Source organism: Hyphomonas pacifica (assembly GCF_000682675.1).
Taxonomy (GTDB): Bacteria; Pseudomonadota; Alphaproteobacteria; order Caulobacterales; family Hyphomonadaceae; genus Hyphomonas; species Hyphomonas pacifica.
In genome coordinates this window covers 72,226-92,788 of sequence record NZ_AWFA01000002.1, presented here as the reverse complement: position 1 = coordinate 92,788, position 20,563 = coordinate 72,226, and the positions used below count along the sequence as shown (strand labels likewise).

The 20,563-nt window shown below is 60.5% G+C and carries 22 protein-coding genes; 10 read left to right on the top strand and 12 right to left on the bottom strand.

Going from position 1 to position 20,563, the window contains the following annotated elements; translation table 11 throughout:
- Positions 1–16 precede the first annotated feature (16 nt).
- Genes HY2_RS01455 through HY2_RS01435 form a run of 5 tightly spaced genes read left to right on the top strand, consistent with a single transcriptional unit; the run spans position 17 to position 5,346 of the window.
- Positions 17–778: an arginyltransferase gene (locus tag HY2_RS01455; protein WP_051594598.1), complete on the top strand. Its 762-nt coding sequence runs from the start codon at positions 17–19 to the stop codon at positions 776–778.
- A gap of 55 nt (positions 779–833) precedes the next feature.
- Entirely contained in the window at positions 834–1,943 is a 1,110-nt protein-coding gene (locus tag HY2_RS01450; protein ID WP_034823958.1) for a TRAP transporter substrate-binding protein, read from the top strand.
- A 17-nt stretch (positions 1,944–1,960) separates the two neighbouring features.
- Positions 1,961–2,626, top strand: a complete 666-nt coding sequence (locus HY2_RS01445) for a TRAP transporter small permease subunit (protein WP_034823956.1) — start codon at positions 1,961–1,963, stop codon at positions 2,624–2,626.
- Positions 2,604–4,202, top strand: a complete 1,599-nt coding sequence (locus HY2_RS01440) for a TRAP transporter large permease (protein ID WP_233346062.1) — start codon at positions 2,604–2,606, stop codon at positions 4,200–4,202. Before HY2_RS01445 ends, HY2_RS01440 begins: the two co-directional genes overlap by 23 nt.
- Position 4,203: 1 nt before the next feature.
- On the top strand, positions 4,204–5,346 hold the full coding sequence (locus HY2_RS01435; protein ID WP_034823954.1) for a pyridoxal phosphate-dependent aminotransferase: 1,143 nt from the start codon (positions 4,204–4,206) through the stop codon (positions 5,344–5,346).
- On the opposite strand, the gene HY2_RS01430 is transcribed toward HY2_RS01435, so the two are convergent.
- Both HY2_RS01430 and HY2_RS01425 read right to left on the bottom strand, forming a co-directional pair.
- Entirely contained in the window at positions 5,331–5,654 is a 324-nt protein-coding gene (locus tag HY2_RS01430; RefSeq protein ID WP_034823952.1) for a hypothetical protein, read from the bottom strand. The genes HY2_RS01435 and HY2_RS01430 overlap by 16 nt on opposite strands.
- Positions 5,655–5,690: 36 nt before the next feature.
- On the bottom strand, positions 5,691–6,254 hold the full coding sequence (locus HY2_RS01425; RefSeq protein WP_034823950.1) for a LemA family protein: 564 nt from the start codon (positions 6,252–6,254) through the stop codon (positions 5,691–5,693).
- 150 nt (positions 6,255–6,404) lie between these two features.
- Between HY2_RS01425 and HY2_RS01420 the strand changes: the two genes are divergently transcribed.
- The 3 genes from HY2_RS01420 (at position 6,405) to HY2_RS01410 (ending at position 9,192) form a co-directional block, all read left to right on the top strand.
- The gene (locus tag HY2_RS01420) at positions 6,405–7,106 is read left to right on the top strand and encodes a VIT1/CCC1 transporter family protein (protein ID WP_034823948.1); all 702 of its coding nucleotides are present in this window, start codon (positions 6,405–6,407) and stop codon (positions 7,104–7,106) included.
- Positions 7,107–7,209: 103 nt separating this feature from the next.
- A complete protein-coding gene (locus HY2_RS01415) occupies positions 7,210–7,959 on the top strand; it encodes an SIR2 family NAD-dependent protein deacylase (protein ID WP_034823946.1) in 750 nt (249 codons plus the stop codon).
- A gap of 3 nt (positions 7,960–7,962) precedes the next feature.
- Positions 7,963–9,192, top strand: a complete 1,230-nt coding sequence (locus HY2_RS01410) for an APC family permease (protein ID WP_206740970.1) — start codon at positions 7,963–7,965, stop codon at positions 9,190–9,192.
- On the opposite strand, the gene HY2_RS01405 is transcribed toward HY2_RS01410, so the two are convergent.
- Together HY2_RS01405 and parC are read right to left on the bottom strand one after the other, a co-directional pair.
- Positions 9,189–10,049: a pirin family protein gene (locus HY2_RS01405; RefSeq protein ID WP_034823945.1), complete on the bottom strand. Its 861-nt coding sequence runs from the start codon at positions 10,047–10,049 to the stop codon at positions 9,189–9,191. The two genes, HY2_RS01410 and HY2_RS01405, sit on opposite strands and share 4 nt — an antisense overlap.
- An 85-nt stretch (positions 10,050–10,134) precedes the next feature.
- Entirely contained in the window at positions 10,135–12,369 is a 2,235-nt protein-coding gene (parC, locus tag HY2_RS01400) for a DNA topoisomerase IV subunit A (RefSeq protein WP_034823944.1), read from the bottom strand.
- Between the two features lie 131 nt (positions 12,370–12,500).
- On the opposite strand from parC, the gene HY2_RS01395 reads away from it, so the two are divergent.
- Positions 12,501–13,184 carry an extensin-like domain-containing protein gene (locus tag HY2_RS01395; protein ID WP_034823943.1) on the top strand — a complete coding sequence of 228 codons (684 nt, stop codon included), beginning with the start codon at positions 12,501–12,503 and terminating at the stop codon, positions 13,182–13,184.
- Positions 13,185–13,188: 4 nt separating this feature from the next.
- Here the strand turns inward: HY2_RS01395 and HY2_RS01390 are convergent, their stop codons facing one another.
- On the bottom strand, positions 13,189–13,377 hold the full coding sequence (locus tag HY2_RS01390) for a hypothetical protein (protein ID WP_034823942.1): 189 nt from the start codon (positions 13,375–13,377) through the stop codon (positions 13,189–13,191).
- A gap of 148 nt (positions 13,378–13,525) precedes the next feature.
- Here HY2_RS01390 and HY2_RS01385 point away from each other — a divergent pair, with 148 nt between their 5' ends.
- On the top strand, positions 13,526–14,140 hold the full coding sequence (locus HY2_RS01385; RefSeq protein ID WP_034824005.1) for a glutathione S-transferase family protein: 615 nt from the start codon (positions 13,526–13,528) through the stop codon (positions 14,138–14,140).
- Here the strand turns inward: HY2_RS01385 and recO are convergent.
- Genes recO through HY2_RS01350 form a run of 7 tightly spaced genes read right to left on the bottom strand, consistent with a single transcriptional unit; the run spans position 14,137 to position 20,558 of the window.
- Positions 14,137–14,868 (bottom strand): DNA repair protein RecO, encoded by a 732-nt coding sequence (gene recO, locus HY2_RS01380; protein WP_034823941.1) that lies wholly within the window; start codon positions 14,866–14,868, stop codon positions 14,137–14,139. The genes HY2_RS01385 and recO overlap by 4 nt on opposite strands.
- Positions 14,865–15,812 (bottom strand): GTPase Era, encoded by a 948-nt coding sequence (gene era / locus HY2_RS01375; protein WP_034823940.1) that lies wholly within the window; start codon positions 15,810–15,812, stop codon positions 14,865–14,867. Before era ends, recO begins: the two co-directional genes overlap by 4 nt.
- Entirely contained in the window at positions 15,809–16,564 is a 756-nt protein-coding gene (rnc, locus tag HY2_RS01370; RefSeq protein WP_051594597.1) for a ribonuclease III, read from the bottom strand. The genes era and rnc overlap by 4 nt, the downstream gene beginning before the upstream one ends.
- Positions 16,561–16,971, bottom strand: coding sequence for a holo-ACP synthase (gene acpS / locus HY2_RS01365; RefSeq protein WP_034823939.1), 411 nt, complete (start codon positions 16,969–16,971; stop codon positions 16,561–16,563). Before acpS ends, rnc begins: the two co-directional genes overlap by 4 nt.
- Complete coding sequence (locus tag HY2_RS01360; protein ID WP_034823938.1) at positions 16,968–17,723, bottom strand: pyridoxine 5'-phosphate synthase; 756 nt, start codon at positions 17,721–17,723, stop codon at positions 16,968–16,970. The genes acpS and HY2_RS01360 overlap by 4 nt, the downstream gene beginning before the upstream one ends.
- A complete protein-coding gene (gene pyrE / locus HY2_RS01355; protein ID WP_034823935.1) occupies positions 17,723–18,304 on the bottom strand; it encodes an orotate phosphoribosyltransferase in 582 nt (193 codons plus the stop codon). The genes HY2_RS01360 and pyrE overlap by 1 nt, the downstream gene beginning before the upstream one ends.
- The gene (locus tag HY2_RS01350; protein WP_034823932.1) at positions 18,294–20,558 is read right to left on the bottom strand and encodes a RelA/SpoT family protein; all 2,265 of its coding nucleotides are present in this window, start codon (positions 20,556–20,558) and stop codon (positions 18,294–18,296) included. The genes pyrE and HY2_RS01350 overlap by 11 nt, the downstream gene beginning before the upstream one ends.
- Positions 20,559–20,563: the final 5 nt, after the last annotated feature.

Sequence of the window (20,563 nt, the reverse complement as noted above, 5' to 3'; positions counted from 1 at the left end):
GTGTATCGTCGCAATTATGAGGTTTACGGACTCCCAGATATTGCCCCCGGGGCTTGAACGGTCACTCCGCTTTTACGTGACCAGCCCGAGCCCGTGCCCGTATTTGCCGGGGCTGAAGGAACGCAAGGCCTTCACCAATCTGGCCATTGGCAGCGAAGCCGACAACATTCACAACTCACTGAGCCATGCTGGCTTTCGCCGCAGCCAGACGATTGCCTATCGCCCGGCCTGCCCGCGTTGCAATGCCTGCCGCAGCGTGCGTGTAAATTCGCGCGAGTTCGAACTCTCCCGTAATGACCGCCGCGCCCTGAAGCGTAACCAGTCTCTGGTACGCCGCCCCGTGGAGTCCACACCTACGCGCGAGCAATACCGCCTGCTGAAAGCCTATGTGAAACATCGCCACGACAAGGGCGGCATGTCTGACATGAGCTATCGGGACTATAGCGCCATGGTGGGCGGCAGTCCGGTGAAAAGCCTAATCTTCGAATATCGCGAGGGCCCGGAAGACGACGCGCCGCTGGTAGCTGCCTCGATTACGGATATCCTGCGTGACGGCTTTTCCATGGTCTACACCTTCTTTGACCCTGCCCATGAAGACCGGGGCCTCGGCCATTACATGATCCTGGACCATATCCTGCACGCCCACGATCTGGGCCTGCCACATGTGTATCTGGGCTATTGGGTCAAAGGCAGCCCGAAGATGGACTACAAGCGGCGCTACAAGCCGCTGGAAGTGCTGGACGGCGATACATGGCGGTTGCTGAAAGACGATGAGTAAGACGTTGCGCTCGCGACACGGCTAAACGCCGGCGCAGACGCAGGGGGGAGGAGTAATGATCCACAGACGTAACCTGCTGGGCGCAGGGGCGCTTGGCCTTGCTGGCGCGGCAGCCGCCTTTGCCAATCCGGAAAAGGCCGCCGATCTGGCCGCCCCGGCCATTGCGCGCAACCGGCGCCGGTTCAACATGGTCACCACCTGGCCGAAGGGCCTGCCGGGCCTCGGCGAAGCGGCTGAGCGCGTGGCGCAGCGCATTCAGACAATGTCCGACGGGCTGATGGAAGTGAAGGTTTACGCGGCGGGCGAACTGGTGCCGCCCTTTGAATGTTTCGATGCGGTCTCGAATGGCTCTGCCGACATGTATCATGGCGCAGAATATTACTGGACGGCGAAATCCACCGGCTTCCCATTCTTCACCGCCGTGCCGTTCGGAATGACAGCGCAGGAGATCATGGGCTGGATCGACTTTGGCGGCGGCCAGACATTGTGGGATGAATTGTCGGGACAGTTCGGTATCAAGGCCTTTCAGGCGGCCAATACCGGCCACCAAATGGGTGGTTGGTTCCGCAAGGAGATCAACGGCCTGGATGATCTGGTCGGCCTGAAGATGCGCATTCCTGGGCAGGGCGGCGATGTGCTGCGAGCGCTCGGCGGGTCTGCCATCGCGCTGCCGGGCGGCGAGATTTATCAATCCCTGCAGACCGGCGCGATCGACGCGACCGAATGGGTCGGCCCGTGGAATGACTACTATCTCGGCTTCTATCGGGAGGCGCCCTATTATTACGGACCCGGCTTCCATGAACCGGGCGCGAGCCTGGCCGTCGGCATGAACCGCCGCGTCTGGGATGATCTGACACAAGGCGAGCAGGCGATCATTCAGGCCGCCTGTGAAAGCGTGAACCACACATCGCTGGGCGAATTCACCTATCAGAACTCGGTTCATCTGGACCTGCTGGTCAATGAGCATGGCGTGCAGATGCGAAGCTTCCCCGATGATGTTGTCTCGCGCATGGCAGAGGCCGCTTGGGACATTCGCGCCGCCTCTGGCCGCGATGGCATCGAGAAGCGCATCTATGACAGCTTTGAAACATCCCTGAAGCTGATGCGGGGCTGGGGCGATGTGTCCGAAGGACCGTATTACGCCGCCCGCGCGGTCAACAAGTAGACGGGCGCGGGGTGGGCATGTCTGCGGATCTATTCCTGACACTGGGCGGATGGCTGAACTGGCTCGGCCTATTGCTCTCGCCGCTGCTTCTGCTGCCGCTGATCGTGGCAATCTGGCCGGAGCCGGTGGAAGGCCTCGCCAAATGGCTGAGCCGCAGGATTGATGCCGTCTCCGGCTGGGCGCTGGGCGGGGCGATTACCAGCGCGATCATACTGGTGATGGCGCAATTGCTGGTCGTAATGCTGCGCTATGCGTTCGGCATGTCATTCACCTGGCTGAACGAGATCGTGATCTATGCCTTTGCGGCGATGTTCATGCTGGGCGCAGCCTCAGCCCTACGGGATGATGCGCATGTCCGGGTGGACATTCTGCGCCCGCGCTTCGGGCCAAACGGACGCAACTGGATTGAACTTGCGGGCATCTATCTGTTCCTGTTTCCGATCTGCATCCGTCTGCTGGCGATGACGGAACAGGGCCTCGCGCGCAGCTGGGCGCTGTTTGAGGGCTCCCGCGAATCCGATGGCCTGCCGCTGCTGTTCCTGTTCAAGACACTGTTGCCGGTGTTTGCCGTGCTGATGCTGGTGCAGGGTCTGTCGGAAGCGCTGAAGGCCGCACTGCGCCTGACCGGCAAGCTGGAGGAAGCACCGGAAGAAGCGCCCCATGGAGGCATCCATGGAGCTTGAGGTGATCCTGGCGATTTCCATGTTTGCCTGCGCCGTGCTGGCCCTACTGGCAGGCTATCAGGTGGCGCTGACTTTGGGCGGTGTGGCGCTGCTGTTCGCGCTGGCCGGGATTGGCCTTGGCGTCTTCGATGAAGCCTTTCTGCGCAATTTGCCGAGCCGCATTCTTGGCGGATCAATCATGCAGAACACGACGCTGATCGCCGTGCCGTTGTTCGTGTTGATGGGCGTGATCCTGGAACGGTCTCGCGTGGCGGAAGACCTGTTGCACATTGCCAGCCGCCTGCTGGGCAAGGTGCGTGGCGGGCTTGGCTATGCCGTGGTGCTGGTGGGCGCGCTGCTGGCGGCTTCGACCGGGATTGTCGGCGCGACGGTGATCACCATGACGCTGATCGCCCTGCCGACCATGATGCGCCAGGGCTATGATCCGCGCCTTGCGACGGGGACGATCGCGGCCTCCGGTACGCTTGGGCAAATCATTCCGCCTTCCATTGTGCTCATCTTGCTGGCGGATGCGATTTCCAATGCGGCGAGCCAGGCCAGCCAGGCGACCGGCTCGGCGGGGTCTTTCGTGGTGTCGGTCGGTGACCTGTTCGCTGGCGCACTGATCCCCGGCCTGCTTCTGGTCGGGCTGTACCTCGGCTGGATCGCCACCACCGCCATCTGGAAGCCCGAACGCTGCCCGCCAGTTCAGCAGGATGACAGCCCGCCGCTGGCAACCAAGGAGATTGCCTTTGGGCTGGGCGCACCTCTGCTGCTGATCTTTGCCGTGCTTGGCGCGATCCTGGGCGGCATTGCCCCGCCGACAGAAGCCGCCGCGATTGGCGTCGCTGGCGCGATCCTCCTGGCTGGGCTGCGACTGGCGGATGATGATCATGAGCGGCGCGTAAGCTGGCTATTGATGGCCGGGCTGGCCAGTGTTGTGGCCATCCTGTTCCTGCGCAATCTGTTCGACCTGCGCACGGGCGTCGCCTCGATTGGCCGCGCCAATGAGATTGGCATCGTGCTGACCGGCCTCGCTTGTCTTGTTTTCTTCGCCAGCGTAGCGGCGGGCCTTGTTGTGCTGCGCCGGATGCGGCAGCTGCTGCCTGCGCTGAAGAGTGCGACGCAGATTACCAGCATGGTGTTCCTGATCCTGATTGGCGCGTCTCTGTTCAGCCTGGTCTTCCGCGGCTATGGCGGCGACGACATCATCGCAGATGTGCTGCACTCCATGCCGGGTGGCAAATGGGGCGCGCTGATCATGACGATGATTGTGATGTTCGTGCTGGGCTTCTTCCTGGACTTTATCGAAATCGTATTCGTCGTGGTGCCGCTGGTGGCGCCGCCGTTGATCATTCTTGGGTTCGACCCGGTCTGGCTGGCCATTTTGATGGCGCTGAACCTGCAGACCAGTTTCCTGACGCCCCCATTTGGCTTTGCCTTGTTCTATCTGCGCGGCGCAGCCCCGGCGAGCGTCAAGACGATGGATATCTGGCGCGGTGCCATGCCGTTCATTATGTTGCAGGTATTGCTGATTGCTCTGGTTGCGGCAATTCCGGCCTTGGCAACTTGGCTGCCGGGCGTTACGGCCCGGTAGTATGGGACAAGACATCGATCCATTCCGCGCGATCTCCGTCAGCAAACGGGCGCATGACCTGAAAGCCGAAGGCCGGCGTATCCTGCATATGGAATTTGGCCAGCCTTCCACACCCGCGCCGAAAGCCGCCATTGCCAAGGCGCATGACGTGCTGGACACAGACCCGATGGGCTATTGGGAAAGCCGCCCCCTGAAGGCGCGGATCGCCCAATACTACAAGGACCATTATGGCGTGGATTTGCGCCCGGGCCGCATCACACTGACCTGCGGAGCGTCTCCTGCCCTTGTGCTGGCGCTGTCGACGACGTTCAATCCGGGAGACCGCGTGGCGCTGGCCCGGCCTGGCTATGTCGCCTATCGCAACACGCTGCGCGCGCTGAACCTTGAGCCGGTCGAAATCGCCTGTGGAGAAGAGACGCGCTATCAGCTGTCCGCCGCAGCGTTGGACGCGATCGACCCTGCCCCAGCTGGCGTGATCATTGCGAGCCCCGCCAACCCGACCGGTACGATTATCCCTGCAGACGATCTGGCCGCGCTGGCCGAGGTGGCCAAGCGAAAGAGCATCCGCGTCATCTCTGACGAGATCTATCACGGGCTCAGCTATGGCCCCGAGATCCACTCCATGCTGGAGTTTGATCCGGATGCGTACATTGTGAACAGCTTTTCAAAATATTTCTCAATGCCGGCCTGGCGGCTCGGCTGGCTGGTCTCTCCGGAAGATGGTGCAGAGCGCACGAGCGCCTATGTCGGGAATTTATTCCTGACGCCGCCTTCCCTGTCACAGCATGCCGGACTTGCTGCGATGGATTCCACTGCGGAACTGGACCGGCATGTCGACGTGTATCGGCGCAATCGCGAGCTAATGCTGGAGGCCATGCCCCGTCTGGGCCTCGAAAAGATCGCCCCGCCTGATGGCGCGTTCTATATATATGCCGATATTTCAAAATATACGGACGATAGCCTGGCCTTCTGCCTGAAGCTGCTGGAAGAGACTGGTATTGCCACCGCTCCGGGCGTGGATTTTGACCCTGCCCTGGGCCATAAATTCATGCGCTTCTCCTTCGCGCTTTCAACGCCGCAGATCGAAGAAGCCATCAGCCTGCTGGAACCGTGGTTCGCTAGGCAGCCTCAATCACAATCATAATCTGCGACTGCACCGCCATCGGGGGTGCGTTCAAACGCCAGAAGGCTGCAGCCTTCTGGCGCGGCGGCCCTGGCGGCTTCCAGCAGCGCGTCTTCGTTCGGCGCGCTGGCGACGCCGAAGCTGCCATCGGTCTTGACCGAGAATTTCAACTTGAAGCCCTGCCCTTCGACCGGCGCGGCGAAGAAGCTGTAGCCGCCGCCCGCAACAGTTCGGTCCGGCAGACCGTTCCATGTGGATGCACTCCACCTGGGTGAAGAGGCGGCGCAAGCCGAAAGAGCAAGCGCCGCGCTGAGAACAAAATATTTCATGGGTCCCACCTCCTGATCGTCAGAAGGCAGTTTACCCTAGAATTTCACTTCCGGCACCTGTGAGAGCGCCTCACGGCCCTCGACTCCGACATCGAAGAATTCCCGTTCTTCGAAATTGAACATGCCGGCAATGATGGAGCCGGGGAACTGTTCGCGGGAGGTGTTGTAGTCCTGAACCGCAGAGTTGTAGAAGCGCCGCGCGGCGGCGAGCTTGTCTTCAATCGTGGACAGCTCTGACTGCAGCTGCAGGAAGTTTGTATTGGCTTTCAGGTCCGGATACGCCTCTGCCAGCGCAAACAGCTTGCCGAGGGAGGCCGTCAGCATGCCTTCGGCCTGGGACATTTCTGCCGGTGTGCTGGCGCTTTGCGCCGCGCTGCGGGCGGCGATCACGGCGTTCAGGGTTTCCTTCTCGTGAGACGCATAGCCTTTTACCGTCTCGACCAGGTTAGGGATCAGGTTCTGGCGCTGTTTCAGCTGGACATCGACATCGGCAAAGGCCTGATTGACCCGCTGCCGCTTCATGACAAGGCCGTTATAGATCAGGATTACAAAGCCGATGATCGCAACGATGGCGGCCAGGATGATGAGAATGGAGCTCATAAGGCGTCCCTCCAAAAGAACAGGAATGTCAAAGGGGTATCCGGGCGCGCCGTGCAACGCAAGAGCGGGGCGCGATAATCTGCGGCAACGGAAAGACTTGACCAGACGCGATGAATGCCGCCTCCTTTCCTGTCAGACAGGAGGTCACCAATGTCGTCTACCTATCCCTTGGGCGAGCATCATTATATCCACCGGATTGGCTGGTTACGCGCCACTGTGCTTGGCGCGAATGATGGCATTCTCTCCACAGCCAGTCTGATGATCGGGGTCGCCTCTGCCGATGCAGGCACCGGCGCAATCTTGACGGCAGGCCTGGCGGGCCTTGTGGCCGGTGCAATGTCCATGGCGGCGGGGGAGTATGTCTCCGTCTCATCTCAGGCCGACACGGAAAAGGCCGATATCGAGATCGAAAAGGCCGCCCTGAGAGACAATCCCGAGGCAGAACTGGTGGAGCTGGCGCACATATATATGAACCGGGGCGTGCACAAGGACACTGCCTATGAGGTCGCCCGCCAACTGATGGACAAGGACGCGCTGGACGCCCACGCTCGCGATGAGCTGGGCATGTCAGAATTTGGCGCGGCGCGGCCTGTGCAGGCCGCGGTCAGCTCGGCGGTTAGTTTCTCTGCGGGTGCGCTGCTGCCACTGCTGGCGGCGGTATTTTCCCCGGATGCCTTCGTGACACCCGTCGTGGGAGGCGTCTCCATGTTGGCCCTCGTGATCCTGGGGTTCCTTTCCGCCAAGGCTGGCGGGGCAAAACGGTTTAGGGCAGTTGCGCGGATCGTGTTCTGGGGCGCGGCCGCCATGATCGTCACCGGGGTGATTGGTGCCGCCTTCGGCACAGTTGTCTGAGAATTTTCCGCTGCTTCAGACCAAGGCATCGCTTTACAAATCCTCTCAATTCTTTAGCTCCTTGGATGAGAACGAAGCACACAGGATTTTGTAGACAACGCTCATGACGGATGCAGGCCGCCTTGCGAGATATATCTCAGATGCCCGCCGGGTGATGGTATTCACCGGCGCAGGCATCTCAACAGAGAGTGGCATCCCGGACTTCCGGAGCCCCGGCGGCGTGTGGAGCAAGATGTCTCCCATCTACTTCCAGGACTTTGTCGCCTCCCGCGATGCGCGCCGGGAATCCTGGCGACGCGTGTTCAACCGCACCGAAGGCTGGACCGGCGCAGAGCCGAATGTCGGCCATTATGCGGTGGCCGATCTGGTCAAGCGCGGAAAGATATCATCCGTAGTCACACAAAATGTGGATAATCTTCATCAGACCTCCGGCGTGCCGGATGACAAGGTGATCGAGATCCATGGCAATGCCAGCTATGCCAAATGTCTGCAGTGCGGAAAGCGCTATGAGTTTGAACCCCTACGCAAGCGCTGGGAAAATGACGAAGACCTGACCTGCATCTTCTGCACCGGCTTGCTGAAGAATGCGACCGTATCCTTTGGACAGGCGATGCCGGAGCAGGAAATGCTGCGCGCCAGCGAAGAGGCCCTCCTGTGCGATCTGTGTATCGTGCTCGGCTCATCACTTGTCGTGTATCCGGCGGCAGCCATACCAATTGAGGCGAAACGGAATGGCGCGCGCCTGATTATCGTTAACCGAGAGCCGACCGATCAGGACCCGTTTGCTGATCTTGTCCTGCACAAGGAAATCGGTTCACTGATGACCGATACGATGGCCATTCTGGACAAGTAACGGGTGAATATCAGCCTGACTGATCCCTCAACACTTCTGGTGCTGCTCGCGACAGTCGGTGGGTTGGGCGTGCTGTTCCTGCCACAGCTCAGAAAGTGGAGAGCCTGGCAGGCAACAGTGACACCGCTTGCCTCCATCATTGGGAGCGGCTTTCTCGTACTAGGCCCGATCCTGGACGATTCCTATGGCAAGTATGCACCCCTGGTAATGGCCGGGCTCTGCCTGCTGGCCTTTGCCTTTGGTTACGCCATCCGGTTCAACATTGCGCGCATGGCCATGGTGGACGAGCGTAGCCGGGCCGAGGACTGGCTGGAACAGGCCTCCTCTTGGGCATTGGCCTTCGCCTATTGCATCTCTGTCGCCTATTATCTGAACCTGTTCGGGGCATTCGGATTGTCGCTGTTTCATCTGGACAATCCCGCCTATCCGAAACTGCTGACCAGCGCAGTGCTGTTCTTCGTTGTCGCGGCGGGCCTGGTAGGCGGCTTTTCGACGATGGAGAAGATGGAGCAGTTCGCCGTCAGCCTGAAGCTGGCGATCATTGCGGGCCTGCTGGTGGGGTTGGCGCTTTATTTCAGCGGCAAGGCGAGCCATCACGAATTGGTCTTCAACGATCTGCAGCTGAGTGGTTGGCCCGCCATTACGCTGGCCTTCGGCCTGATCGTGACGGTGCAGGGCTTTGAGACCTCGCGTTACCTGTCTGACGAATACACGGCGCAAATGCGCATCCGCTCCATGCGGTGGGCACAGATCATCTCGGCGGCCATCTACATGGTCTATGTCAGCCTGTTATCCTATCTGTTCAAACCCAGTGATCTGGTGCTGGAGGAGACGGCCATTGTGGACATGATGCAGATCGTGGCACCGGTTCTGCCGCCGCTTCTCGTGGCCGCAGCCCTCAGCGCGCAGTTCAGCGCAGCCGTGGCAGATGCGAGCGGGGCCGGCGGGCTGGCCGAGGAAGTCTCGCGCGGAAAGATCACGCCGAAGCGCGCTTATCTGATCCTCGGCATCTTTGGGGCGCTTTTGACCTGGGGCGCGGATGTGTTCGACATCATCGCCTATGCGTCGAAGGCTTTCGCCCTCTACTATGCCATCCAGTCTGCCATTGCGATGGTGGGAGATTGGAAGACAGCAGGCGGCTTTAATTGGCGCACACCAGTCTATGCCGGTCTAAGTATGATCGGCATACTGATCGTTGTGTTTGGGGTAGCAGCAGAGGGCTCAGCGGCCTAGCCCACACTCACCGGCGTGATGAACTTGCCCGCGCGATAGTCTGCATAGGCGTCATAGATTTCCTGCTCGGTATTCATCACGAACGGACCATGGGAAACAATTGGCTCATTGATCGGTTCGGCATGACCGTAGAGGATCACGGCGTCCGTGCTGGCGGCAATCTCGATACCGTCGCCTGGCCCGAGTTCAGCCAAGTTGAAACCGGACACTTTGGCACCATTGATCGTGACCTCACCCTTGACGACATAGAGAAACACATCGCGCCCAGTCAGGCCGTCAAATGCGATGCGGCTGCCGGAGGTCATGTCCAGCCAACTCATGAACACGCCGGTCAGGGAGTCGAAGGCGCCCGCCTGCCCGTCATGCTCACCGGCCACGAGGTGAAGCGTCACGCCGTCTTTCTGGATGGCGGGGATCTTGTCAGCCTGAAGGCCGGTATAGCGTGGCTGGGTCATCTTCAGGCGCGAAGGCAGATTGACCCACAATTGCAGCAGCTCCATCGGGCCGCCTTCCTTCTTGAAGGCTTCCGGGGAGACTTCCTCATGGACGAGGCCGCTGCCGGCCGTCATCCACTGGACGCCGCCTTCGCGGATGATGCTTTCATGGCCCGCGCTGTCACGGTGGGCGAGCTCGCCTTCCAGAATGAAGGTGACCGTCTCAAAGCCGCGATGCGGGTGCGGGCCGAAGGGCAGGCCGCGATTGTGCGGCGGATAGATCTGCGGCCCGTGATGGTTCAGGAAGAGGAACGCGCCGATGTGGCTAACCCCGCGCCCCGGGACAGGGCGGCGGGTGACGAGATCGCCAATATCGTCCCGCATGGCGGGGTGGATGGCGATGACGGGTTTGAGCTGTGGCATGCCGCGCTCCTCATGATCTGTTCTATACTCATGTAGGAACGCGGCAGGCCCAGAAAAGTGTCAGCTGCAGTGCAGGCTTGCTGTGCTAGCCGTTAAATGTGCCGCTGCGGGGGAAGCCCTTCGGCACGGCCTTGCCGGCCTGGGCGCGTTTGCCGATCCATTCTTCCCATTCCGGGAAGGCGCGGTGACGGCCACCCGTCATGACGATCAGGCCGTCTTCGGCATCGAATGTCATCAGGTCCGCCAGCATGTGCTTGCCGCTATAGGATTGCAGCTTGTTGCCCTTGCCGCGCGCCATTTCGGGCAGTTCTTCCAGCGGGAAGATCAGCAGCTTGCGGTTTGTTCCGACCACGGCCAGCATATCGCCTTCGACTTCCGGACAGACGAGCAAAGTACCCTTGCCGGTATTGACGGCCTGCTTGCCAGCCTTGCGGTTGGACTCCAGTTCCTTTTCCTCGACCACGAAGCCATAGCCTTCGCTGGAGGCGACGACGCGTTTGCGGTCCGGCTCAAACCGGAACATGGCAATGATGTCCACGCTGTCTTCCAGGTCGATGGACAGGCGGATCGGCTCACCATGGCCGCGCCCGCCGGGCAGCTTGTCCGCCAGCAGCGTAAAGGCGCGCCCGTCCGACGCCATGAGGATAACCTTGTCCGTACTCATCACTTCTTCGGTGAGGTACAGCTCATCCCCTTCCTTGAACTTCGCGGATTCCGGATCGAGGCCATGGCCCTTCATGCCGCGGATCCAGCCCTGTTTGGACAGGACGACCGTAACCGGCTCTTTCGGGCGGGTCGCTTCCAGCGCGGCGGCGAGATCGACCTCGGCCACTTCTCCAAAGGTCGCGCGGCGGCGACCAAGATCAGAGTCCGGATCAAAGGCCTCGCGGGCCTCTTTCAGTTCCTTGGAGACCTTGCTCCACTGGCGGCGCTCCGAGCCGATCAGCTTCTGCAGCTGTTCACGCTCCTCGGTGAGCTTCTGGTGCTCACCGCGAATTTCCATCTCTTCCAGCTTGCGCAATGCACGCAGGCGGAGGTTGAGGATGGCTTCCGCCTGAATATCCGTCAGGCCAAATGTCTCCATCAGGACAGGCTTTGGCTCATCCTCATACCGGATGATGCGGATGACCTCATCAATATTGAGATAGGCAATCAGGTAGCCATCGAGCAGGTGCAGACGCTTCTCGATCTTGTCGAGGCGGAACTCTGCCCGGCGCACAACCACTTCGCGGCGATGGTCCAGATAGGCCTTAAGCACATCCTTCAGGCCCATGACCTGTGGCGCACCCTTGTGCAGCACGTTCATGTTCAGGCTGAAGCGCGTTTCAAGATCGCAAACCTTGTAGAGGCTCTCCATCAGCACTTCCGGCTCAACCGTCTTGGAGCGCGGCACCAGGACCAGGCGGACATCTTCTGCGCTCTCATCGCGTACATCGTCCAGCAGCGGCAGCTTCTTCGCCTCGATCAGCTCGCCCAGCTTCTCAAGCAGTTTGGACTTCTGGACCTGATATGGAATTTCGGTGACGACGATCTGATAGGTGCCGCGGCCCGTATCCTCAGTTTCCCAGCGCGCCCGCATGCGGAAGCTGCCCCGGCCTGTCTCATAGGCGTCCAGCATGGACTCACGGGTTTCGACAATGATGCCCCCGGTCGGGAAATCCGGACCTTTGACAAAATCCATCAGCTCTTCAGTCGTCGCCTTCGGTTTTTCGATCAGAAGGCGGGCCGCATCAATCAGCTCGGCGGCATTGTGCGGCGGAATGGAGGTCGCCATGCCGACGGCAATGCCCGTGGCACCATTGGCCAGCAGGTTCGGGAAGCCTGCCGGCAGCACAACCGGCTCTTCGTCATTCTCGGCATAGTTTGCGCGGAAATCGACGGCATTCTCATTCAGACCGTCCAGCAGCAGCTCGGCCGCAACCGTCATCCGCGCTTCGGTGTAACGATAGGCAGCGGCGCTGTCGCCGTCGATATTGCCAAAATTGCCCTGGCCATCGACCAGCGGATAGCGAACCGTGAAATCCTGCGCGAGGCGCACCAGCGTGTCATAGATCGAGCTGTCGCCATGCGGGTGGAAGTTACCCATCACGTCGCCGACGATCTTGGCGCATTTGCGATAACCGCCTTCCGGATCCAGCTTCAGCACGCGCATTCCGTAGAGGATGCGCCGCTGAACCGGCTTCAAGCCGTCGCGGACATCCGGCAAGGCGCGCGCGGTGATCGTCGAAAGGGCGTAAGCGAGATAGCGCTTGGACAGCGCCTCGCTCATCGGCTCATTGATGATCCGGTCTTCCGGCGTGCCATCAATCGTATCGGACATTCTGGCCTCTTTGCAGTTTCGTGCCACATTCTGGTGCAGGCCCCGGCGTAGAATCATCGACTCATACAGGGCTACGTGACGTTAACACAAACGCGCTTTTGGTTAAGGAAAGGAAAAGGGCACAACTGCCAATGCACGCACTCAAAGCATGGATCCTGTTGATAAGCGTGCCGATTCTGGTCGTTGCAGCCCTGATCTGGCTGGCGCCGCCCCGCCACAACCCGTTCGCGCCGATTGACCTGACCGAGAGGCCGGGCCTTGGCACACACCACAAACTGACCCGCGCCCGGGACAGCCGAGAGCTGTGCTTTACCGCGCTGGATGAGGCGGGCGTACTTTATACGCCGCTGGAAGACGATAAGATGGAAGGCCGCTGCGGCCTGTATGACGCTCTGACGCTGGACCGCACGATGACGCCCTATTCCGCCACGCTGCGGATGACCTGCGCTGAGGCCGCCGCGCTATATACCTGGGAGCGCCACGTCGCGCGCCCAGCCGCAGTGGATATTCTCGGCTCTCCGATTGCGCGGATCGAGACCTATGGCAGCTTTTCCTGCCGCAACATCGCCGGGACACAGCGCATGTCTCAACACGGGCTTGGCAATGCGGTGGATATTTCAGGCTTCCGTCTGGAAGATGGCCGGCTGATCGACGTCAAAAAGCACTGGGATGCAGGTGGCAAGGAAGCCAAATTCCTGCGCGCCGTGCACAAGGGCGCGTGCGAGGTATTCTCTGTGACGCTGGGGCCGGACTATAATGCCGCCCATGCCGATCATTTTCATCTCGACATGGGCGGCGGAAGAGTGTGTCGCTGAAGGATCAGTCTGTGATGCAGCTATAGCCGTCTTCACTAACTTCCTTGACGCGGCCTTCACCGCCGCAGACGCGCAGCGCAGCTTCGGTGTTTTCATAAATCGCATCACGGCCGTTTTCATCGGCATCGACGTGAATGCAGCCCGCCAGTGACAGCGTGGCAATGGCGGTTACGGCAAAAACAATTTTCTTCATGGCATCAGCCCTTACATTTGCACGGAACGCCCCAGTCCTCACAATCAAGTTATCACCGCCGGATCTGAATGTCTTCTGAATGTATCAGGCCTTGCTGCAGATTCCACAGCACGTAAGACTGCGCGCAACACAAACAGGAGGAAGCGCTTTGAAACTGTACAATTCGGTCGGGCCAAATCCGCAGGTCGTGCGCATGTTCATGGCAGAACGCGGCATCGAAATCCCGATGGAAGACATCGACATCATGGCCGGTGAAAACCGCACAGGCGCGTATCTGCAAAAGAACCCGGCCGGTCAGCTGCCTGCGCTGGAGCTGGATGACGGCACGCTGGTGACCGAGATCACTGCGATCTGCGAATATCTGGACGAGACCCAGCCCGGCGACCGCCTGATGGGCGATACGGCTGTCGCCCGTGCGCAGAACCGCCGCTGGGCTCGCTGGGTGGACCTGCAGATCATCGAGCCGCTGACGACAGGCTTTCGCGCAGCGGAGGGCCTGCCCATGTTCAAGGACCGTATGCGCTGCCTGCCGGAGGCGGCCGATGGCCTGAAGGCCTGCGCGCAGGACGGCCTGGCGTTTCTGGACCAGCAGATGGTAGATGGCCGGCAGTATATTGCGGGCGACACGTTCGGCCTGGCGGATATCATGCTGTTCTGTTTTGTCGCCTTCGGCAATCAGGTGGGCCAACCACTGAACCCGGATCTGAAGCATATCGGCGCCTGGTATGCCCGCATCAGCGAGCGTCCGAGCGTCAGCGCCTAAACCCGTTTAAGGATGCGGCCGACTAGCCGCATCCGTTCCGGCGGCATGCCTCGGTTCAGGCCACCAAACAGACGCTCTTCCATGAAATAACCGGTCAATTTCAGACCATCAGCAATGTCACCGGGCCCCAGCGGCGCGGTGCTGGACACCAGGAATTGCGGCAGACGCAACAGGCGGTCGATATAGTCTTCCGCCTCTGACCCCCGCACGGCCCGGCCTGTCTTGGGCGACACATGGCTGAGGCCGTCATTCGCGCCCGAAAGCGCGCACTCCTCCAAATCGAGCCCGAAGCCAAGCGCTGAGAGAAGACCAAGTTCCCACCGCACATAAAGCGCGGGCCAGATTGCCTGCGCCTCAATCTGGTCCAGCAACAGCTCTGTCGCTTCAAACAGGGCCGAGCCTGCGGCGTCGCCTTCATCCAGACTGCCTCGCAGGATGGCCGTAATGGAGGAAATGGCGGCAAGGGCGGCGGCATCGTCCAGCACACGGGCAGCACGTTCACGGCTGGCCTCTGCCACATCAAAGCGGCCTAGCGCGTCTTCCAGGCGGCCACTCCAGCTGAGGTGCACGGAATTGCCTGCCTCATATTGCGCGCGGCGCTTGCGGGAGGAACCGCCATAGACAAAACCGGAGCGGCGGCCCCGGTTGCGGGTCAGAACATCCAGGATGAGGCCACCTTCTCCAAAGCGGCGACCGCCAAGGATTATGCCGTCATCGGACCAGTTCAAACATCAAACTCCAGACCCAGCCCCTGATAGCTTTCGCGGCGCTCCTGCCACTTTTCATCCACCTTCACGAACAGGAAAAGGTGAACCTTGCGGCCCAGCATTTCAGACAGCTCCTCACGGGCCTTGCGGCCAATATCCTTGATCGCAGAGCCGCCTTTGCCCAGCACCATGGATTTGTGATTGTCGCGACCGACGATCACAACCTGCTGTACACGGACAGACCCGTCCTTGCGCTCTTCCCAGCTCTCAGTTTCGACCATCAGCTGGTAAGGCAGTTCCTGGTGCAGGCGCAGCATAAGCTTCTCGCGCGTCACCTCAGCGGCCAGCAGACGCATCGGCAGATCGGCCACCTGGTCCGGCGGATAGAGCGCATGGCCTTCCGGCATCTTCTCAGCGATGGCCTTTTCCAGCGCATCGACCCCATCGCCATTTTCGGCAGAGATCATGAAGATCTCCTCATAAGCGCCCGTGTCGTTCAGCTCTGCGATGAGGGGCAGGATCTGGTCGTGAGGAAAAAGATCAATTTTGTTCAGGGCAAGGAAAGCCTTGCGCCCGGATTGCTTCAGCTGTTCGATGACGCGGCGGTCATCCTCAATGGAATTCTTCTGCGCACCGGTCAGCCTGTTCTCGCGCTCAGCGACCCAGGCAGAGGCATCGATCAGGTGCACGATGGCATCGGCATCCTCAGCGCCGCTCCAGGCAGCCTTGACCATAGCGCGGTCCAGACGGCGCTTTGCGGCGAAGATACCTGGTGTATCCACCAGCACGATTTGTGTGCCCTCGCGCTGCGCCACGCCGCGCACAGGAAAGCGCGTCGTCTGCACCTTGTGGGTCACGATGGCCACCTTGGCGCCAACCAGGCGGTTCGTCAGCGTCGACTTGCCGGCATTCGGCGCGCCGATGATGGCGGCAAATCCTGCATGGGTGATGGGCTTATCTGTCATGTGTCTCCGGTCAGGCTTTTTAGTAGAAGCGCGGCAGCATTACGCTCAGCATCGCGCTTTGACGAGCCCGCGGCAACAGCCGAGCCTCGGTCCATCACGCTGGCTTTGACTTCATAAGTGGGTTGATGATCTGGTCCGGAGCGGCTGAGAACGTTGTAATCCGGCAGGGGAAGGCCCTGCCCTTGCGCCCATTCCTGTAACAGTGTCTTGGGATCCTTGGTTTCTGCCGGGGCCGCGCTGAATTGCGGGGCCCAGCCCTTTTCGATGAATTTGCGGGCCTGGCTAAGGCCGGCATCCTGATAGATCGCGCCGATAATTGCTTCGCAGGCATCGCCCAGAGTGGACTCCCGCTCGCGTCCGCCGGAGGAAATCTCGCTATCCGACAGAATGATGAAGCGCTGCAATTCGAGGTGCCGCATCGCCATGGCGCAGGCGCCTTTCTTGACCAGGCTGTTGAGTCGCGGGGCCAAATCGCCCTCGCTTTCCATCTTGCGCCGGTCAATCAGGCGTTCGGCAATGACAAGGTTCAGCACCCTGTCACCCAGGAATTCCAGCCGCTGATTGGACAGACGCACAGAGTCTGCAGAGGACACGGCGCTGGGGTGTGTCACAGCGCGGACCAACAGGTCTGGCGACTTGAAGCGATGGCCGACAATCTCCTGCAGCGCCTTCAGCTCAATCACAGTGAGCGATGGCGTGTCGAGCTTTCCCTTGCTGCGCAGGCGGGTACGTTTTGGGCGGGCCGGCTTCATTTGGTGACCACCGGCAGGGCTTCGATGATGACTTGAGCCTCCGCCCACGGATGATCATCCGTGATGGTGAGATGCACAACAGCCTCATACCCTTCCGGCACCATCTTTGCCAGACGCTCTGCGGCGCCGCCCGTCAGCTCTACCGTCGGCTTTCCAGTCGGCAGGTTCACAACGCCCATATGTTTCCAGTGCACGCCCCGGCGCGGAACGCCGGTGCCGAGCGCCTTGGCACAGGCCTCCTTGGCGGCGAACCGTTTGGCATAGGTTTCTGCCGTGCGGCGACGACGGCGCGCCAGCGCAATCTCGGTCTTCGTGAAAACACGGTTTTCAAAGCGTTCGCCAAAGCGCTCCAGCGTCTTTTCCACACGCTCTATATTGCACAAATCATTCCCGATACCAATGATCATGCGCCCGCCCCGTCTCTGGCCTCATCCATCAGACGCCGCATTTCCTTGATCGCAGCATCAAGACCAATGAAGATTGCCTCGCCAATCAGGAAGTGGCCGATATTGAGTTCGGCAATTTCAGGGATAGCGGCGACGGGTCCGACATTCTCAAATGTAAGGCCATGACCGGCATGCGGCTCGATCCCGCGATTGCGGGCGTCCCGGGCGGCACGTTTCAGGCGTTCCAGCTCATCAGCCGCAGCTTCCTGCCCACCTTCGATCCACAGTTCGGCATAACGACCTGTATGCAGTTCCACGACCGGCGCCTGCAACACTTCCGCAACGGCGATTTGCACAGGGTCCGGCTCAATAAACAGGGAGACACGCGCGCCAACCTCGCTCAGGCGGCGCACTACGGGCGCGATCTGATTGTGCAGGCCCGCCACATCAAGGCCGCCCTCGGTGGTGCGCTCTTCACGTTTTTCCGGCACAATACAGGCCGCATGCGGACGGAATCGACTGGCGATCACGGTCATCTCTTCAGTGGCCGCCATTTCCAGATTGATTGGCAGGCTGGAAGCCCCGCGGATCGCATCGAGATCCCCGTCACGAATATGGCGGCGGTCTTCGCGCAGGTGAATGGTAATACCGTCTGCCCCAGCCAACGCCGCAATCGCCGTCGCGCGCATGGGATCGGGATGATCCCCGCCCCGGGCATTACGGATCGTGGCGACGTGATCAATATTCACGCCAAGGCGCAGACGCTCAGTCATCAGGCGAGGCCTCGTGAGCCCGGTTTTATGGCTTCCATCGCGGCAAGCTCCGGAGGCAGATCATTTGCGTCATAGTCCGGGAAGTCCACAGCCGCGAGAGAGACAAGCTCACAGCCGACATCGGCGCGGCCATTCGAACGGTCAATAATGCAGGCACCGCCAACCACTTCACCGGGCAAATTCAGCAGCGCCTCTACGGTCTCCCGGAAAGACAGGCCCGTAGTCACGATGTCTTCGGCGATAAGAACGCGCTCGCCCTCGGCAATGGAAAAGCCGCGTCGGAACTGCAGTTGGCCATCCACGCGCTCAGCAAAAATGGACCGCGCGCCCAGTTGCCGCGCCAGTTCGTACCCCGGAATGATGCCGCCCACAGCCGGCCCGGCGACCACATCGATCTTGCCAAATTTCGCTTTCAGCTTGTCCGCCAGCGCCTTGCACAATTTTTCCGACAGGTCCGGCTGGGAGAAGACCAGCGCCTTCTGCAGGAAGACCGGGCTGCGGCGGCCGGATGACAGGATGAAGTGGCCCTCCAGCAAAGCCCCGGCTTCGCGGAACACATTCAACACATCATCATTCGTCATTTTCACTCTCCTGGTCACGCACGGCCCGGTCGACCACAGCGAGCGACCGGAGTGCGGCCAGTATCTGCGTCAAGCGCTTCAGGTCTTCAACCTCAATATCCATCAGGATTTCGGTAAAATCCTCGTGCCGGTCCACGGTGTGGATGCTGGTGATGTTGCCATTGGCCTGCGCCACAGCTGCGCACAGTTTCGCCAGCACGCCGCGCTCATTGGAAGCATTGATGCGGATGCGACCGATGGCGACGGCGCCCGTGCGGGCCAGCTCCGTCCAGCGCAGATCCACCCACAGCTCTGGCCGGTCATCAAATTCGGCCAGCTTCGCGCAGCTGGCGACGTGCACCACAATGCCCTTGCCTGGCTCGTGCACCCCCATGATGCGATCACCGGGCAGCGGGCGGCAACACTCGCCAAGGTGCAATGTTACACCTGGCGAGAGATCCGTGCCAGACACCATCAACGGGGCATGTTCTCCATCGACGCGTATCTTGGAGGGATCACCCGCCCTGTCGGGGCGATAGCCCGGAAAGGCAGCCTGGATGACATCATTGGAACTGATCTTGCCGCGCCCCAAGGCCTCGTCCATCTCTTCGCGGTCCGCAAAGCCTGCCAAGCGCGCCGTATGGTTCATCTTCACATCGACCGGATCAATGCCAGCTCGGCGCAGCGCCATGTTGATGAGCCCTTCACCGAGGCGGCGGAACTCCGTCGTCTCGCGGTCGCGTACCAGCTTGCGCATGGCAGAGCGTGCCCGTCCAGTAATCGCCAACGCTTCCCAGCCATGGATCGCCTGAGGCACCTTGCCCCGGATGATTTCGACAACGTCGCCATTCTTCAGCGGGCGGCGCAGCGGCTTGACCTCGCCATTGATTTTAGCCCCAACGCAGGTATCGCCTACGGCAGAGTGGACGGCATAGGCAAAGTCCAGCGGCATCGCTCCTGCCGGCAGAATGATCAGCTTGCCTTTAGGCGTGAACGCGAAGACGTGCTCGCGATACATTTCCAGCTTTGCGTGTTCCATAAACTCGCTAGGGTCTGCACCATCCTGCAACAGCTCGGCAAAAGCTTCGAGGTTCGCTGCCGGGTCGAGGCCTGCTGCCCGGGCAGACTCGACGTCAAAGCCATAAGAGCGGTTCTTGTATTTCCAGTGCGCCGCCACACCGAACTCAGCGGTACGGTCCATCTCCTCGGTACGGATCTGAAGCTCCACGCGGCGATTGCCGCTGGCGCGCACCGTGGTGTGCAGGCTGGCATAGCCATTCGGCTTGGGAACAGAGATATAGTCCCGAAACCGGTCAGGAATGCAGGCCCACAATGTATGCACTTCACCCAGGACGCGGTAGCAGTCTTCCACAGACTGCACGATGATGCGGAACGCAAATAGATCCGCCACGTCACGGAAGGAAATCGATTTCTTTTCCAGCTTGCGCCAGACCGAATAGGGCTGCTTGCGGCGGCCCTTGATGCGGTGATCTATATTAGACATTTCAAGCAGTTGGATGATGTCGCCGCGAATGCGTTCCAGGTCGTCCGCATTCTCCTTGGCCAGTTCTTCCTGGCGATAGAGTATCGCGCGGCGAGCCTCCGGATTCAGCTCCTGGAAGGCCAGATCCTCCATCTCGGCCGCAATCTGATAGAGGCCAACCCGGCGGGCGAGCGGGCCATAGATGTCCATCGTTTCGCGGGCGGTGCGCTCACGGCTAGCGGCTTTCTTGCGGAAGTGCAGCGTGCGCATATTGTGCAGACGATCCGCCAGTTTCACAAGCAGGACGCGAATGTCGCTCGTTGTCGCAAGGATGAATTTCTGGAAGTTCTCCGCCTGCGCCTCTTCCTTGGAGCTGTACTCGATCTTGTCGAGCTTGGTAACACCATCGACCAGCTCGGCAACATCCGCGCCGAAGCGGACTTCGATCTCGCCAATGTCGATATCGGTATCTTCCACCACATCATGCAGCAGGCCCGCTACGATGGTGATCTCGTCGAGATGCACATCGGCGAGCAAGCTCGCAACCTCTACAGGGTGGGAATAATACGCATCGCCGGAATCGCGCTTCTGCTCGCCATGATGCGTCTTGGCAAAATCATAGGCAGAGCCGAGCAGCTCTGACTTTACCCGCGGGTGATAGGCGCGAACTTTGGATATGAGCTGCTCACGCGTGATGACAGCGCGTTCAGATGACGTGTCGTCAGCCGGAAGCGGCGTGCCAGCCTCGTCGCCAGCCCCTTTGTCCTTGGCGGAAAGGGCGCTGCCGTCCATCAGGC